Source organism: Microcoleus sp. Pol14D4 (assembly GCF_036701245.1).
Classification (GTDB): domain Bacteria; phylum Cyanobacteriota; class Cyanobacteriia; order Cyanobacteriales; family Microcoleaceae; genus Microcoleus.
This window is the reverse complement of sequence record NZ_JAUBQM010000028.1, coordinates 30610-47800: the sequence shown is the minus strand read 5'-3', so window position 1 is coordinate 47800 and position 17191 is coordinate 30610. Positions and strand designations below refer to the sequence as shown.

Sequence of the window (17191 nt, the reverse complement as noted above, 5' to 3'; positions counted from 1 at the left end):
GAATAGTAGTCAACAGTCAACAGTCAACCTCCTTCGATATTTCCAAATGCGTTGTCCGATCGCAGGCGGCAACCAAAACACATGATCCAGCGATCGCTTAACCGGAATTTCGCCTAAAACCTCGGTTCGCCATGCCTGCCACATCAGCAGCAACCAGAGATTATTGCCAATATAGCGATCGCGCATGGCAACTCCAAGTTCTCCCGATAACATCGAGTCGGCCAAATGGGGCTGCCAGCAATTTTGCGATCGCAACAGATTCGGATTCAGCCGATCGCCGATCGCAGCCCAAAACTCCCGGTAATACCAAACCTTCAACGGCACACCCATACCGCGCTTTTCCCGCCAGACAATTTCCGGCGGCAACCAGCGTTCAGACGCTTTTTTGAGGATGTATTTTTCGCACGCACCTTGCAGCAGCAGCTCGCCAGGGAGTTGAAACGTCCATGCTGTGAGGTCCGGGTCGCAGAAGGGCGATCGCACCCACAAACCGCAAGCAAACCCCAATGCCGTTGCCCTCGGCTGAATATTTTGGGCACCTTTGAGCATCAGCGAAGCGCGCCGCAGCCTCGCTAGCAGGGAAGGACAGGTTTCGGGATCGATCGCGTCTTGCAGGTAAACGCTCAAATCGTGAGACTGGATGCGATCGAGCATTTCTGGCGAAAAAATCTGTTTTTCATAACCATAAAATCGCTGAAACGTCCGCAAATACTGCTGTTCAAAAGTTTCTTTTCCGGCGGGATGTTCTGCACTGTAAACTCCGTTGGCAATCAAAGGTTTGTTTGTCCATCCGGCAAATAGCTGATCGCCATTCTCGCCATTGAATACAACTCGCACGTCTTGCGCCGCCGCCTGTTTGAGCAAAAACAGTGCAGCCGTCGTGCCATCTCCATAGGGTAAATCGAGGGCTTTGGCGGTTGGCCCGATCGCCCGCAACACTGCATCGCCCGTCGCCGCCACTCGGATCAGCGGAATCTGGAAAAAGTCCGCCACCTGTTGGGCGTAGGGCAGTTCGGAATAGGCTTCGACACCAAAATCGAGGGCATAGGCGCGCACTTGCAAGCCTGCTTTCACTAGCAGCGCCGTCACCAGGGAAGAATCGATCCCACCGGAGAGTAAAACGCCCACGGGTTCGTCGATCGGCAAATCGGCCACTTGTCGATCGATCGCCTGTTGCAACAGCCCTTGCAATTGTGCGATCGCCTGATCCTCACGGCGCAGTAATTGGGGCGCTTCTTGCCAAGCCGATTGCAGCGATTCCCTAGAGGATAGCTTCGCCGCGCGTACTTTCGGCCGATCGTTAACATCGGCGATTTCCCAAATCATCTCGCTTCCGGCTGCTACGGAGGCAATTTGCTCGATCGGAGTTAACGGCGCGGGCACGTAGGAAAAGCAAGCATAGCTGTGGAGGGCGATCGGGCTAATTTGAGGGGAAGCAATCAGCGGTAGCAGCAATTGCATCCGCGTCGAAAACCAAATAGTTTCTCCCAACTGTATCCAATAAAGCGGCACTCGCCCAAACGGATCGCGCCCCAGCCTTAGCTGTTGGGATTCTACCGCCGCCCAAGCATCTCCCGGAAAATCCGTCGCCCGATCGCGCCCGCAAGCATTCAGCGTCACTGTGTCAGCCGTGAGTACAGATTCAGAGGCGATCGCCCACTCGGATAATTTGCCCTGCCGAATGCAGTAGTCTGGGGCTAAACATTGCAGCATTTCTGTACGCGCGGCGAAGCTATCCCCTAGGGAATCGTCCCGCCCCCAGTAGCCTAAGAAGTGTGAAGGTTTGCTAATCGCACCCATCTACTTTACCTTGAACGGCTGAGTGCTGATGACGCGCCCATCCAGGGACATCCGAACTTCCCATTTGCCTGGGGCAGCAGCAGATCCGAGATCGTAAAAGCAGTGGGTATTCCAAACCGCAGTATCGATCGTGCGAGTTTGATACCTGCCCTGATGAACAATGTCACCGCTGGGATTAATCCAATCGCATTGCAGAGACAACTGATTGCCGATCGGAGCATTTTTCAACGTCACCTGGTAGTAGATGCGGGGGTTGATTTGACGGTTGACTTGAGTGAGGCTGTCACCACCCTTTTGAGATAGGGCAATCCTGTCTTCTCCTGCGACAATTTGAGCAGTTTGCTGCTTTTGATTTTGCCCGAACAGTACACCTATACCGATCGCAGATATGACAACTGCTGTCGAGGCGATCGCGATCCAGCGGTTGCGTCGCTGCTGTTTTTCTAGGACTTCCCGGCGGCGCATTTGGGCGATCGCATCTTCTAAAAGCTCATCAGGAAGATTCAACTCCCGTAAAATTTCTCTTACCTGATCGGGTTCCAATTCTAACTCGCGCTGCTGCGATAACTTGTCGATTTCAGCGATCGCCTGTGCTAATTGAGTTTGAGTGAGTCGAGGTTCCATAGAGTTATTTCCAGTTAAAATTATATATATAAATCACCCCTCTCTTCTCTTCCTCTGCGCCCTCTGCGCTCTCTGTGGTTAAATTATCCATATTCTTCAATAAATAGCTCTCAAAGTCAATTCATAAAAATCATAACCTTGACCTCATAAAATTCATATTTATAGTCCTGGACGCATGGGATATCATGCAAAACCGGGTTTTTTTTTACGAAAAGACACGTTGCAACCTGCAGATTAGGTAAAAAACCCGGTTTCTTTGTGGGAGTGCGTCCAGGACTGACTTATATAAAATCCAGACTAGGAAACTCTTCTACTTTTTGGAAATTAGTTAAATTTAACTTTCCTGAATCTATTTTTTCCTGTTGGCGATTCAACCAAATTGCGTTTAACCCGGCATTTTTAGCACCGCAATAATCTGCTTTAAAACTATCCCCGATATGTAACACATTTTCTGCAATGCAGTTGTGCTTTTGCAAAGCGGCGGTAAAAATTTGAGACTGGGGTTTGGCTGCACCAACTTCGGTAGAAATTGTCACTGATGTGAAATATTCAGCTAATTTTAGTGCTTTTAATACTGCATAAATTCTGGAATCGAAATTCGAGACTACTGCTAATTCAATTCCTTGTTGCTGCCACTTATTTAATGCAGGAAATACGTCGGGATAGACGAACCAAGGTTCGGCGGTGGCAAAATGAGCGTATAGTTCCGCAAAGAACTTTGGAAAGTCTGAGAATTGATTGAAAACGCCTGCTATTTGAAAAGCGTTCGCGCAAACTGCTTGCCACCATTCAAATTCTAGCTGGGGAATTTTGGCTAATTCTCTTCCGGGAAATGCCATCTGATTTGAGTCGGCAAAACTTTGGAAAAATGCAGCATTTAACTCTTCACTCTTAACTGTTACTCCAAACCTTTGGGCAAATTTTCCGTAGACTTCGCCGACGCTGCCCCGAACATCAAATAGTGTACCTGCAGCGTCTAGAAAAATAATTTTGGTCATTTGAGAAGAAAAAGGGAAAAGGAAAGAGGATTTATCGCACATCCGGTTGCATCGGAATGATTCAACCACAGAGGACACAGAGAACACAGAGGAAAAGAAGAGAAGAGAAGAGAAAAGAGATTTGAGTAATTCCTTCTTTGTTCTTCCTTTTTCCTTCTTCGTTCTAATGAGTTGTTTGCGGATTCACCACGCCAGAATGATTGGCAATGTTGCCCGCAGGTTCAAATCTGCCTCCTAAATATTTGGCTAGGAATTCTTCGGCGATCGCATAAAAGTGCAGCCGATTTTCCGGCCGCGCAAATCCGTGTCCTTCGTCTGTATAAAGCACGTATTCTACAGGTTTGCCGGCTTGCTTCATGGCATTGACAATTTGCTCGCTTTCTGCTACTTTAACTCGCGGGTCGTTGGCACCTTGGGCGATTAGCAAAGGTTTCTGGATGCGATCGACAAAAGATAAAGGCGAGATCGATTTCAAAAACTCTGGTTCTGTTTCCAAATTGCCCACGCGGTGATACAGACTTGCTTTTCTCGGTTCCCAGTAAGGCGGAATAGTTTGCAGCAGCGTAATCAAATTGCTTGGCCCGACAATATCGACGGCGCAGGCAAAAACATCAGGACTAAAAGTCAATCCGACTAAGGCAGCATAACCACCGTAAGAACCGCCCATAATCGCAATTTTATCCTGTTGGGCAATTCCTGTTTCTACCAGCCAATTTACGCCATCTAGCAAGTCGTCGTGCATTTTAGCGGCCCATTCGCGATTGCCGGCATTGAGAAACGCTTTGCCGTAGCCGGTGGAACCGCGAAAATTGATTTGCAAAACGGCGTAACCTCGGTTTGCCAGCCATTGGGCTTGTGGATTGTAACCCCAGGTATCGCGTGCCCAGGGGCCGCCGTGAACCAGCAAGACTGTCGGTACGGGTGTTGAGACACCAACCGGTTTTGTCAGGTAGCCGTGAATGGTTAAACCATCTCTTGCGGTGTAAGAAATTGGTTCCATTGATGATAGCGGTAGCCCTTCGAGTTTGGGTTGGTTGCTGAACAGAAATGTGAAAGTTTTGGAAGTGCGATCGTAGGTATAGTAGTAGACTGGGCCGTCGTCTGTCCTGTAAGCGACTAGCCAAGCAGTATCGGCGAGGTTGCGGCTGGTGATGGAGAATTCGCCGGGGCGGAATTTGCCGAGATTCTCAAAATCCTCTGCTATGCTTCGATCTAAAATTTGCCATTCTTGCTTGTCTTTGTAGAAGGAAACTGCTTGAATCTGTCGGTTGGTCGGGTGTATCAAAATATCGCCGATATCATATTCTGGATCAGAGGCGATATCAGTTTCTTGTTTGGTTTCCAAGTCGAGTGCGATCGAACGTTTGGCGTTAGCATCGTGATTGCCGGTGATGTAAAGAATTTTGCCGTTTTCTGAGAACATGACGGCACCGCCTTCCTCATCGGGCCCCCAGCGTCGCAAGCTTTCCCAAGACTTGTCCGCAGTTTCTCGAAACACCAATTCTGTACTGCCGTCGGCATTTGTGGCTGTCGCCGCCCGCACTTGAAATTGGGCGTCAGCAATCCAAGTCCAACCCATGATGTTACCGGCGTTGTCGGTGTCGAGTTCAACGGCACCGTTTTGCAGGTTGATGCGGTAAACATCGTGTTTGCGGCGATCGCGGATGTTCATTTCCACTAAAATTTCATTAGGGAAGTTGCGGTCAAGGGCGATCGGATGAGCTTGAACGCCTTGAAATGGTGTCAAGTCGCGAACCAGATTTGAGTGGATATTGACTGAGAATAAATGCCATTTTTCATCACCTTCAGCATCTTGGAGGTAAATTAACTCTTCGCCGCTGTAAGTCCAGTAAAAGATGCGAATGCCTCGTTTTTTATCTGCTGTCAGTTGGCGATCGTCTGCTTGACCGACGGTACGCAATTGCACTTGCAAAACGTTGTTTTTATCTGGTGCAATGTAGGCGATATACTTGCCGTCGGGTGAAAGTTGGGGGCTGGTTCTTTCAGGATTTCCGAACAGAATCTCCCGCTCTATCAACGGTGGAATTTCAGTTTTTGGCTGTTGAAATGTGGAATTTTGCATTTTTTCTCGTGCCTAATATTCTCTGAATCTACACTCCGACAGAAAAAACCAGGTTTTTACCAAATATGCGCGTAGTAGTGAAGTATTTTCGTGAAAAACCCGGTTTCGGAACCGCCCTCATAAGTCCTACAATCAATAATAAACCGTCAACTGTAAACAGTTAACAGTCTACAATCAACTAACTTTTAAGCAAATCCTGAATCGGCTTGCTAATCCAATTAAAACCAACTTTTAGTTGATGATCGAAGGTTGGCATCCGATAGAGATAAGCTAGGCGGCGAGCAATGTGGGCTAGTTGTCCGTCGAGTTTAATTCCTAAACCGGCCAGGGTGGCGTTGTCAATGCCTAATGTCATCATTTCTCCTAGGGGCTGATAGCGGAAAGGAAGTAATGGGCGATCGGTGAGGGAGGCCCAAATGTTCCAGGCGGTGTAGTCAGCTTGCTGGAAGGCTGTTTGGGCTGTTCCGGGGACTTTTTGATTAGTTGCATCGTGACATTCCGCTAAGTCTCCCAAGGCAAATATATCTGGATGGTCGATAATTTGCATTTGCGAATTGACTATTAATTGACCGCGGCGGTTTTGTTTGAGGGGTAGCGATCGCACTGCTTGACTAACTTGAGTCCCTACTGTCCACAGCACTATGTCTACGGGGAGAACATCTAATTGTCCTTTGTAAAGTAAGGATATTGTGTCCGCTTCGATCGCCTCTACTTCTGTTTCTAAGTCGATCCACACTTTCCGTTTTTCTAAAGCTTGGCTGGCGGCTTCGCGGTTAAACTCCGGTGATGTCCGCAGAATCATGTCGCTTTGCTCGACTAACCGCACGCGACCTTTTTCTCCGAGTCGATCGGCTAATTTGCAAGCTAATTCTACTCCCGAATAACCGGCGCCGACGATCGCCACCCGAATTTTATCGGTATTGCTGGCTTCTAAAAATCGCAGTCTTTCTTCTAAGCGGTAGGCGTCGTCGAGAGTGCGAAACGAGTAAGCATATTCAACGGCACCCTTGACCATATCTAGGGGGGTTTCGCCGCCTAAAGCTAAAACCAGGCGATCGCACGGAATTTCAGGCCCGTCGTGCAACTTCACTCGCTTTTCCTCTACATCGATGCCGGAAACAGTGCCTTGACAAAAGCGCACGCCTGTGTTTTCCAAGAGTTCGGCAAACGGTGGGGCAATTTCCCAGGTTTGGAGTTCGCCGGTCAGGAGTTCGTACAGCAGGGGAACGAACAAAAATCGATCGCGGCGGTCAACTAGAACAATTTCGGGTTTTTCGGTTTTGGAGAAGGGTAACTGACTCAAGCGCAGGGCTGTGTAGAGTCCGCCGAAGCCTCCGCCGAGAATGCAAATCCGGGGTTGTTGTTGAGTCATGGTGTTTTGTTTGAGGGGCTCACGGTAGCAAGGAAACTTATCTTATTCTAACGAGAGCGGGGAAGGGGGAGTGGGAGACTGAGAGACTGGGAAAATGGCAAAATCTTCCCTCTTTCCCTCGAACCTCAACATCCATCTGTTGAATCCGTTAAACTCACACCTAGAGCACCATTCTCAATAAGCTTTTTATGAGCGGACTCTTCTGCCCACCCCATAGGAAAATGCACTTGTTGTGGAACAGGCCGGAAAGCCTGTTCTTGAGTATGGTGCTCTGGCCGTGAGTTAAATCCATTAAATCCGTTAAACAATGCGTTTCCGAACTGTTTTCTATATCTCTAGCCTTGATTAGCTTTACCTATTACCCGCCCTCAAATTTTCTGAAGGTTCGCAGAACTAATTTTGTACTATATTAGTTTATAACGAATTATTTCGCACATTAAATTCACTTTTTATAGGGTCATCTACTCTACCACTTGCCCCCGCACTCACAAGTGAAAAAAAAACCATGCAAATTTCTTCCAATTCTTCTAAATTTAAGAACGGCGATCGTAATAACGAAGACGGCTCATCTTTGTTAAAAAGCGAAGAACGATATAAAAATTTAGTAGCTAATATTCCCGGTGCTGTCTACCGCTGTACCTGCGAGTTGACGGACGACGGGGAATTAACACGGACAATGGCGTTTTTGAGCGAGGCTGTTCATGAAATATCAGGCTATCCCTCTTCTGATTTTATCAACGATCGCGTCCGTTCTTTTGCCAGCATTATCCATCCTCAAGACCGCAAAAATGTGGATGCTGCTGTCAAAAAAAGTGTAGCAACCAGAACTTCGTACATCCTTGAATACCGGATTGTCCGCGCTGACGGCGAAATTAGCTGGGTTTACGAAAAAGGCAAAGCTGTTTGCTGCGAGGCGGAAGAGGCTAGAGGAAAACAAGAGGAACAAGGGGAAATGGAGGGCTTTTTGTCGGCTGTGGTTTCGCCGGTTTCGCCGGTTTCGCCGATCGCAAATTCTCTGTCTGGGGTTGTCTATCTCGACGGAGTGATTTTGGATATTACTGAACGAAAGCGAGCTGAGGAGAACCTGCGAAACACTCAAGATTTTCTGAATGCGGTACTCCAAAATCTGCCGATTAGCGTCTTTATTAAAGATGCTGTAGAGCAAAAATTTATTTATTGGAATACTGCTAGCGAAGAATTGTTTGGCTATTCGAGGGATGAAGTGCTCTTAAACAATGCTGCTGACTTGTTGACCTCAGAGGAAGCAAATTACTTGCAAGCACAAGATTTAGAAGTGCTAGCAACGAGAAAAGGTGTCGATTTGCCAGAAGAAACTATCCAACTTCCCCACCGGGGAAAGCGGATTTTGCACACGAAAAAAGTTCCTTTGTTTGACGATTCGGGCGCGCCTAAGTACATTCTGGGTATTGCTGAAGATATTACGGAAAGAAAAAAAAATGAAACCGAATTGTCCCGGTTGGCTATTGTGGCTCAAAAAACGCAAAATGGTGTGATTATTACTGATGCTCAAGGCTGCATTGAATGGGTAAATGAAGGATTTACTCGGATTAGCGGTTATGTGCTGGCAGAAATGCAGGGAAAAAAACCGGGTGATGTACTGCAAGGCTCTCAAACAGACCCGCTAACTATTGCTCAACTGCGATTGGCTTTGGCTGCAGGCGTGCCGTTTAATCAGGAAATCTACAATTACAAAAAGGATGGAAAGGGTTATTGGGTGGCACTTTCGATTGCCCCAATTTATGAAGAAACTGGTGAACTCGAAGGTTTTATTGCGGTGCAAACTGATATTACGGATCGCAAGCAAGCAGAGGAAACACTCAGGCAGAGGGAGAATTATTATCGCTGCATTGTCGAGACGGCTTCGGAGGGCGTTTGGATGTTTGACCGCGAAAGCATCACGACTTTTGCTAACTCTCGGATGGCCGAAATGCTGGGGTATACTGTAGAGGAAATGCAGGGGCGATCGCTATTTGAGTTTATAGACTGCGAGTCTAGGAAAATAGCAGAAAGTTACGTGCAGCGCAGGCGGCAAGGCATTCGCGAACGACACGATTTTAAGTTTACTCGCAAAGACGGATCTCACTTGTGGGCGATCGTGTCGGCGACGCCGATGTTCGATGCGGATGGCGAATTTTCGGGGGTGTTGCGGATGATTACCGATATTAGCGATCGCAAACAAGCCGAAGCAGAATTGCGCCAAACTCTCCAAGAATTAGAATTTGAAAAATTTGCCTTAGATCAATCGGCGATAGTCTCGAATACCGACGAATTCGGAGTCATTACCTATGTCAACGATCAATTTTGCGAACAATTTAAATATTCCCGAGAAGAACTGATCGGCAAAACCCACAGACTTGTCAATTCTGGTTATCACCCAGCCGAGTTTTTTAAGCAGCTTTGGTCAACCATCCGCCAGGGAAAGGTTTGGCGGGGAGAAATGAAAAATCAAGCTAAAGACGGTACATTATTCTGGTTGGATACTACGATTGTACCTTGCTTAAATACCAGCGGAGAACCTCATCAATATGTAGCAATTCGCAAAGATATTACCAAGCGCAAACACGCCGAAGAAGCGGTGCAGCTTTCCGAAAGTCAATTGAGGGCTAAAAATCTAGAATTGGCAAAAGCCCTACGGGACGTGCATAAAACTCAAAGCATGATGGTTCAAAATGAAAAAATGGTAAGTTTGGGGCAATTAGTCGCTGGCGTTGCTCACGAAATCAACAATCCAGTTAGCTTTATTTACGGCAACGTCATGCACGCTGACGATTACTTTAAAGACTTGCTAAAAATGCTGCAACTTTACCAGCAGGAATACCCGAACCCAACACCGGCAATTAAACAAGAGATAGATGATGTAGATTTAAATTTTCTGCTCAAAGATTTGCCTAACTTGTTAAATTCGATGAAAATGGGAGCCGAGCGAATTCGGCAAATTGTGCTGTCATTAAAGAATTTTTCGCGATTAGATGAAGCCGAACAAAAGCAGGTGGATATTCACGAAGGGATTGAAAGCACTTTGTTGATTTTGCAGCACAGGTTGAAAGAAACGGCAGGGCGTCCTAAAATTGTGCTCCTTAAAGAGTTCGGCAATTTGCCCCGCGTACAGTGTTATGCAGGACAGTTGAATCAGGTTTTTATGAATATTATTGGCAATGCAATTGATGCTTTGGAAGAGGCAATGGAGACTGGACACTGGGCAGAGGGACAACTGGCGCCTATTCCTTATTGTCCTTCGCCGACGCTGCGGATTTGTACGGATGTAAAATATGAACAGGATGCTTTGATGCAGGCAGATTCTGCTGTTTCTGAGGATTCAATGCGCCATCCCTCTCATATTGTGATTCGGATTGCTGACAACGGGCCGGGGATTCCGATAGATGTTCACAAAAGGCTGTTCGATCCGTTTTTTACTACGAAAGAACCTGGTAAAGGTACTGGTTTGGGGCTGTCTATCAGCTATCAAATAGTGGTGGAAAAGCACGGCGGGCAGCTTAGATGCGATTCCGCACCGGGTCAAGGCACGGAATTTGCGATCGAGATTCCTGTGGGGAATAGTCAGTAGTCAGTAGTCAACAGTCAACAGTCAACAGTCAACTAATGAAATATAACGTAATTTACGACGGCAATTGCAATCTCTGCGTTACCTTGGTGCAGTTACTAGAAAATTTAGATAAAGGCCAGAATTTTGAGTATATTTCCATGCAAGATCTAGAGGAATTAGAGCGCTTTGGAATAACTTCTGGTGACTGCGAAATGGGGATGATTTTGATAGATGCAGAGAATCCAGAACGTCGCTGGCAGGGCAGCGATGCGGCGGAGGAAATCGGACGGATATTGCCTGCTGGCGAGGTGTTTGTGGCTGCTTATCGGGCAATGCCGGGGATGAAGTGGATGGGTGATCGCGTGTACGAACAAGTCCGCGATAACCGCTATACTTTGTTTGGCAAGCGATCGACTACTTACAAATCTGTTTATCCGGTTGGCTGTAGGTCGATCGACAATTGCGATAATAGCAAGGACTAAAGTCCTTACTACAAACAGGTTCGCAGTGAAAACTGAATTCCTCAAAAAGATTGATTAAACAAATCGAATATCTGCTGGCAAAAGTCTTTGAGTTTTTGCGCCGACTCCACCGCAGGTTCGGTTGGACCGAGAAAATTCCAATTTTCCACAGTAGAAAAGTGCCACTGTTGACCGCTATGATCGTAACCGGCTGCCTCAACTCCGATCGCCCGCCGATATCCTTCCACCGGATCTTGGTAAAATCGGATTTGAATCAAAATGCTGCGGCTTTGCAGCAAGCGGCTTCTACCGGGAAAATGGAAGCCAATGTCGATCGAATCTGGATCTACAAGTTCTCTGGTATCCTGGTCATTCATCCAAGGTTTCAAATCGACTTTTGCATCCGGGAATTCGGACTTGAATAAATTAACAACCGCAGCAATTTTGCTGGCAACTTCTATATTTTTGGCTTGTTCGGCAGCGTTCACTCGAAAAACTCCTATCAAATATAGTTATTACATTTAGCTAATAATGTAACTGCATACTGCCGAATGTAGACTGTGAACAGCGGACTTTTCCAGAAATAATTAGGCATTGACAAATTTTCATATATGTGTTGTGCAGTTTTTAGCCGAGTCTCGATCCCCCTAAATCCCCCTTAAAAAGGGGAGTAGGGGTTGACTTTGAGTATGCTCTTGTCCCCCCCTTATTAAGGGGGGTTAGGAGGGATCTCCGGGTTTTAAAACACGCCATAGTTCCATAATCTTAATTCAGGGGAAGGGCGATCGCAAATTCCGAACCTTCTCCCAGCACCGATTCGCAAGTTAGTTTACCGCCGTGGGTTTCTTCCACAATTTGCCTGCTGATAGACAACCCCAAACCCGTACCTTTTCCTACTCCTTTAGTAGTAAATAAATGGTCAAATATTTTCGACTTGACCTCCGAGGACATTCCTTGACCGTTATCTTTGATTTTAATCACCACGCTGTTGTTATCCTCCCCGAGATGAGTGATAATGGCGATCGTATTCGGTAAAGCTTCAATTTCAGCATAAGTGCGACCCTGATTGGATTCGTCAAAACACTCGATCGCATTTGCCAGCAAATTCATAAATACCTGATTCAGTTGCCCAAAATAACATTTAACTGGCGGGATATCTCCGTATTCTTTGATAATTTTAATCGCCGGGCGAGTATCTTTAGCTTTCAGACGATACTGTAAAATCATCAAAGTGCTGTCGATGCCCTCATGAATATTTGCTGACACTTTATTCGCACTGTCAGCGCGGGAAAAAGTCCGCAAAGACTTGCTAATATTGCGGATGCGCTCTGTACCGGATTTCATAGATAAAAGCATTTTTGGCAAATCTTCGATCAAATATTCTAAATCAATCTCCGATGCTTTATCCTGTAATTCATCTCCAGGATTAGGAAATTTTTCTTGGTAAAGTTGTAAGCAATCAATCAAATCTAAGCTAGCCTCAGCAGCAGCATCAAGATTGCCCGCAATAAAACCGAGAGGATTGTTAATTTCGTGAGCAACCCCTGCAATTAAGTTGCCGAGAGCAGACATTTTTTCGCTTTGAATGAGTTGCAGTTGCGCCTGTTGCAGTTCATTGAAAGATTTTTCTAACTGTTGAGATTTCTCTTTCTCGCGCGCGTACAAACCAGCATTTTCTACAGCTATAGCAACTTGAGAGATTAACACTTTGAATACTTCTACTCTCTCTGCTGTAAAAGCTCCTACTGTCAAAGCATTTTCTAAATAAATTATTCCGCGCCGCTGAGATTGATAAATCATCGGCAAACAGAGAATTGATTTGGGTTGATATTTCTGAATGTATGTATCTACATTAAAAGGTTCGGCAACAGTAGCATTGTCTAAAACCAGATGCTTTTGACTGCGGTGTACGTAATTAATCACCGACAGGGGAACATCTTGACGGTTTTCTACGGGAATAGACGGTAAAAGTGTCACGTGATCGTCCGCATGAGTGCCAGTAGCTTCTATGCAGAGAATATCGTTTTTCAGCAGCAGCAGCACTACTTTTTGAGCCGCCGCATTTTCTAAAATAATTTTGATTAATTTGGTCAACAATTTTTCTAGAACAATTTCACCGTTAATGGCTTCCGCCGACTTAATAAAAGTAGTTAAGTCTAATAAATCGCCTAAACTACTACTGGTAGTATTTCCCGTAGCAGTGCGGGTGACATCGAGGGTTGGGCTTGGAATTGTGCGCGTCTGTGCTGCTAAGAAAGGATGTGTTGATTCTAAGTGTTTAACTTTAGCTATGGCTCCCCAATGGATATATCCATAATAGGCTTTAGTCAGATATGCTTGAGAAACTATCTCTTTACCCAAAGCTTGATAAAATTCTCCTGCTAATTCATAGGCTAATGCTTCCTCTTGAATGTAACCGTTTTTGGCGGCTCCATCAATTGCGCGATCGTACAATTCCATTGCTTCGGTATTTTGCCCCAACACTCGCGCTGTTTCCGCTGCAACCAAGTCGTATTTGTGTTGATAATTCATGGGAGCATGAACGGCCCATTTTTTCATCTTTTTTTGGTTTTGCAGCACTTTTTCCAAATATTGCTTTTGTTCCATTTTGCCAGCTTGGGGATACAAAGCTATGATACTGAGAGAGGAGTAAAAATTATTCAGAGCAACCACATCAAATCCGGCTACAGACTCCTCATGTTTCTCAAATAACCTTGAATTTTCTAATGCTTGCGCGTAGTTTCTGAATAGAAAATTAAGCTGAGTTTTGGCATTATAAACCAACCCAACTAAAAAAAAGTTTTTACATTCTATTAAAATGGGGAGCGTTTTGACTTCATTAAATCTCTCACCGACTAAATGACAGGGTTCGACAGCTTGACCGCGCAAATTGAGGCCTGTCTGGCTAGCTATACTTATATACTGTACAGCCATTTCAAGTTGAGATTGCTGCATTAGTTTCATATATTTACCAGTCTCCTGATCCACCAAATCAAGAGGCTCTCCTATCGACAGTTTGTTTAAGCAATATGCACCTATAGCATAACCAGCAAATTCCAAATCTCCAGTTTCCATCCCATTTTTAAACCCTTCTTTGAGATCGCCTAATCCTGACTTGAGAGCGGCTTTCCAGTGGTGAATAAAAGAACCAAATGTTGCATAAACTCTACTTTTGATTGAACGGGAGGGAAATTTGTCTAACAGCCTAATTGCCAGTTGACCGAATTGGTATGCCAAACTAATGTCCCCTAACTTGCACATAACTACGCCATAATAAACGTAGGCAATACTTGCATAAGGGGAATTACCGTATTTAATACACAGCTTGACCATCCTAAATGCCAGCAGCGGTATCAGTGGGGGTTTTGCCTGAATAGCACTGCTGAGAATCCCTGATAAAATCCGCATGGCTGCTTGTTTTTCGGGATCAATCATTTCTGGCAAGTTAGCTAAATCCTCAATTCGTTTCAATCCCAAGCTCAGTTTGGTATTACTCAGTCCCGCCATAATATGTAGCGCGTGGGGATTTTGAGGAAAAGAAATGCCTAACAGTTTTAGCACTTCCAGTCCTGTGTTGAGGGCTTCTACCACTCTATTTTGAGCGTTATAAGACTGGATTTGAAGTTCATAAACATTCACTTTTTCGAGTAAAGTTTTAGATTTTTGCAGGACAATATCAACCAGCTTTTTTGAATCTTCATAGTTGATGTTTAAGTATTCAGCTTCTGCCGTTGACTCGTAAATGGCTAACGTTAAGTCATAGTGACTTTGCCAAGAATCCGCAGGCAATAATTCCATAGCAACCCGCAAATACCTAACAGCAGCTTCATAAGCCGCCGCCGCTTTTGCCTTGCGTCCAGCAGTTAAATTTAATTTTGCTAACTGCGTCTTTTCTGACTGTTGGCTAATTGTGTCAATTCCGACATTCAACTGATTAACGATATCAAAGATGTTGTCTTCTAGCTGTTCTTCGGGAGTGTTTTGTAACAGAGATCGACCGATTTTTAAATGGGTGGATTGTTTTTGGTCTTCGGGAATTAGCGAATATGCGGCTTGCTGAACGCGATCGTGCAAAAATTTGTAACTAACCCGCGAAGTGTCTAATTTGAGATTGATTGATTCGGCTCGATCGAAAACTAAAGGAATGCGATAGGCATCGCTCAAGGGCAGAATTAACCCGGCTTGCAAAGCTGAATAAAGTTCAGTTGCTGTAGTATTAGCTGACTTTTCGCTGACAAGTGACAGCACATCTAGAGCAAATTTATCTCCCACGCAAGCTGCTAGCTTCAACACTTCTTGCGTGGGTGCGGGCAGCTTTTCAATGCGAGAAGCTACCAGTTCCACCACACTTTTATCGGTGATTCCAATGGCTTGGATTTCATCGATACTCCAATACCAGCCACTTTGACTTTCCTCATTTGTAATGTGATCAAATTCAAATTTTAAAAGAGAGTCTTGATAAAGTGCTTGGAGTAATTGAGTCAAGAAAAAAGGATTACCACCCGTTTTATTCCAGATTAACTCGGCTAGATTTGTTACTTTTTCTGTGGAAATGTTAAGGGTTTCCGTCACTAATTCCGTCACATTTGCTAAATCCAGCGGTTGCAACACGATATTGTTGACTATTGTACCATTTTTTTCAATTTCTTCTACAGTCTGAATTAAGGGGTGGGTCGGACTAACTTCATTGTCTCGATAGGCACCGATTAGCAACAAATATTCTTGGTCAGGGTCAGTTATCAGTATTTGCATCAACTTTAATGTTGCTGAATCTGCCCACTGCAAATCGTCTAAAAAGATAACTAGGGGGTGTTCTTTTTGGGCGAAAACGCGAATAAATTCTTTGAATACCCGATTAAATCGATTTTGGGATTCTACGGGGGCGAGTTCTGGGACTTCTGGCTGTTTGCCGATGATTAATTCAACTTTGGGAATTACGTCGGCAATTACTTGGCCGTCTGTTCCCACTGCTGTTAAAATTTTAGTGCGCCATATTTCTAATGAAAGTGCACTTTCTGTTAGCAATTGCCGCAGCAAGGAGTTAAATGCTTGGATTAAGGAGGCATAAGGAATGTTGCGTTTTAATTGGTCAAATTTGCCGCTGAGAAAGTAACCTTTTGACCGGGTAATTGGTTTGCTAACTTCGTTAACTACTGCAGATTTACCGATGCCTGAGTAGCCTGATACTAGCATTAATTCGCTGCTTCCTGATGGGGGCGACTTTTGTTCTAAGGTTGCTTGTTTTTCTGACAAATTGTTGGCTAAGCCCCCTCTTACACGTTCAAATGCTGCTAGCAATTCATTAACCTGATTTTCCCGACCGTACAATTTTTGGGGGATTAACAATTGGCTGAGAATATCTAAGCGTCCGGGGATGAAGTCGGCAATTTGTCCGGTGGTTTGTAACTGATGCAAAGCAATTTCTAAGTCGGCTAACAATCCGGCAGCACTTTGATATCTATCTTCGGCATTCTTTGCCATCAATTTCATCACTATCTCTGAGATGGCGACAGGTATTTCTGAATTGATTTGATGGGGATATATTGGTTGAACTGCGATGTGGCTGTAAACTATTTCTAAGGGGTCGTTGCTGCGGAAAGGCAATTTTCCTGTCAGCATTTCATATAATGTGATACCAAAGGAATAAAAGTCTGTGCGGTAGTCGAGGGTGCGGTTCATTCTCCCGGTTTGTTCGGGTGACATATAGGCTAATGTGCCTTCGACTGAGTTGGGATTGTTAAATTGCGGGTTTTCTTTGTTGAGTTTTGTAGCAATGCCGAAGTCTGTGAGTTTTACTTGTTTTGTTTGCGAGTTAATTATAATGTTGCTGGGTTTAATGTCTTTGTGAATAATGTGCTGAAAATGCAGGTATTGTAAGGCTTTGACTATTTGGATGGCGATGTTTAAATTTGCTGGCAGGCTCAAGGTTTCTCTTTCCAGCAGTTGGGCGAGGGATTCGCCGCCAAAGTCTTCTAAAACGATTCCTAATCGGTGGTCAAATGTTTCGAGACTGATGGCTTTGACGATTTGTTCGCTGTCTAAATTTTGGCGGATTTGATATTCGTGTTTGAGCCTGGTAATGGCTTCGAGGGAGGGATATTCGGCTTTGAGAACTTTCAGAATTGCTGGGGGCGTGTCTGTCGGTGTTTGTCCGCGATAGATTATTGTTTCGACGCCTTCGTGCAGAGTAGAAGTTATTTGGTATTCTGATAAGGTTAACATCACTTAAGTTAGAAATTACAGGAGCTAATTTTTATTAGATTAACACTACTTAATCTTGATTTGGTG

Annotated in this window: 9 protein-coding genes; 2 read left to right on the top strand and 7 right to left on the bottom strand. The window is 45.1% G+C overall.

The genetic code is table 11. From position 1 onward, the window contains the following. Nucleotides 1–9: 9 nt before the first annotated feature. The 5 genes from QUA33_RS12720 to QUA33_RS12700 form a co-directional block, all read right to left on the bottom strand. Nucleotides 10–1800 carry an asparagine synthetase B family protein gene (locus QUA33_RS12720; RefSeq protein ID WP_333148900.1) on the bottom strand — a complete coding sequence of 597 codons (1791 nt, stop codon included), beginning with the start codon at nt 1798–1800 and terminating at the stop codon, nt 10–12. Beyond that, on the bottom strand, nt 1801–2424 hold the full coding sequence (locus tag QUA33_RS12715) for a DUF3859 domain-containing protein (RefSeq protein ID WP_333148899.1): 624 nt from the start codon (nt 2422–2424) through the stop codon (nt 1801–1803). Nucleotides 2425–2705: 281 nt separating this feature from the next. Further along, on the bottom strand, nt 2706–3422 hold the full coding sequence (locus tag QUA33_RS12710) for an HAD-IA family hydrolase (RefSeq protein WP_333148898.1): 717 nt from the start codon (nt 3420–3422) through the stop codon (nt 2706–2708). 163 nt (nt 3423–3585) lie between these two features. After that, a complete protein-coding gene (locus tag QUA33_RS12705; RefSeq protein ID WP_333148897.1) occupies nt 3586–5505 on the bottom strand; it encodes a S9 family peptidase in 1920 nt (639 codons plus the stop codon). A gap of 178 nt (nt 5506–5683) precedes the next feature. Beyond that, nucleotides 5684–6877, bottom strand: a complete 1194-nt coding sequence (locus QUA33_RS12700) for an NAD(P)/FAD-dependent oxidoreductase (RefSeq protein WP_333148896.1) — start codon at nt 6875–6877, stop codon at nt 5684–5686. 505 nt (nt 6878–7382) lie between these two features. Between QUA33_RS12700 and QUA33_RS12695 the strand changes: the two genes are divergently transcribed. Continuing rightward, nucleotides 7383–10463, top strand: coding sequence for a PAS domain S-box protein (locus QUA33_RS12695; RefSeq protein WP_333148895.1), 3081 nt, complete (start codon nt 7383–7385; stop codon nt 10461–10463). A 35-nt stretch (nt 10464–10498) separates the two neighbouring features. Then, nucleotides 10499–10924 (top strand): DCC1-like thiol-disulfide oxidoreductase family protein, encoded by a 426-nt coding sequence (locus tag QUA33_RS12690; protein WP_333098433.1) that lies wholly within the window; start codon nt 10499–10501, stop codon nt 10922–10924. Nucleotides 10925–10965: 41 nt separating this feature from the next. On the opposite strand, the gene QUA33_RS12685 is transcribed toward QUA33_RS12690, so the two are convergent. Together QUA33_RS12685 and QUA33_RS12680 are read right to left on the bottom strand one after the other, a co-directional pair. Continuing rightward, nucleotides 10966–11391, bottom strand: a complete 426-nt coding sequence (locus QUA33_RS12685) for a hypothetical protein (RefSeq protein ID WP_333148894.1) — start codon at nt 11389–11391, stop codon at nt 10966–10968. A gap of 277 nt (nt 11392–11668) precedes the next feature. Next, complete coding sequence (locus QUA33_RS12680) at nt 11669–17125, bottom strand: AAA family ATPase (RefSeq protein ID WP_333148893.1); 5457 nt, start codon at nt 17123–17125, stop codon at nt 11669–11671. Between the last annotated feature and the right edge of the window lie 66 nt (nt 17126–17191).

What these genes read in the sequence shown, in the direction of transcription:
- QUA33_RS12695 (WP_333148895.1), top strand. Translation starts at nt 7,383, where the DNA reads ATGCAAATTTCTTCCAATTCTTCTAAATTTAAGAACGGCGATCGTAAT.
- QUA33_RS12720 (WP_333148900.1), bottom strand. Translation starts at nt 1,800, where the DNA reads ATGGGTGCGATTAGCAAACCTTCACACTTCTTAGGCTACTGGGGGCGG.
- QUA33_RS12690 (WP_333098433.1), top strand. Translation starts at nt 10,499, where the DNA reads ATGAAATATAACGTAATTTACGACGGCAATTGCAATCTCTGCGTTACC.
- QUA33_RS12710 (WP_333148898.1), bottom strand. Translation starts at nt 3,422, where the DNA reads ATGACCAAAATTATTTTTCTAGACGCTGCAGGTACACTATTTGATGTT.
- QUA33_RS12700 (WP_333148896.1), bottom strand. Translation starts at nt 6,877, where the DNA reads ATGACTCAACAACAACCCCGGATTTGCATTCTCGGCGGAGGCTTCGGC.
- QUA33_RS12680 (WP_333148893.1), bottom strand. Translation starts at nt 17,125, where the DNA reads ATGTTAACCTTATCAGAATACCAAATAACTTCTACTCTGCACGAAGGC.
- QUA33_RS12715 (WP_333148899.1), bottom strand. Translation starts at nt 2,424, where the DNA reads ATGGAACCTCGACTCACTCAAACTCAATTAGCACAGGCGATCGCTGAA.
- QUA33_RS12705 (WP_333148897.1), bottom strand. Translation starts at nt 5,505, where the DNA reads ATGCAAAATTCCACATTTCAACAGCCAAAAACTGAAATTCCACCGTTG.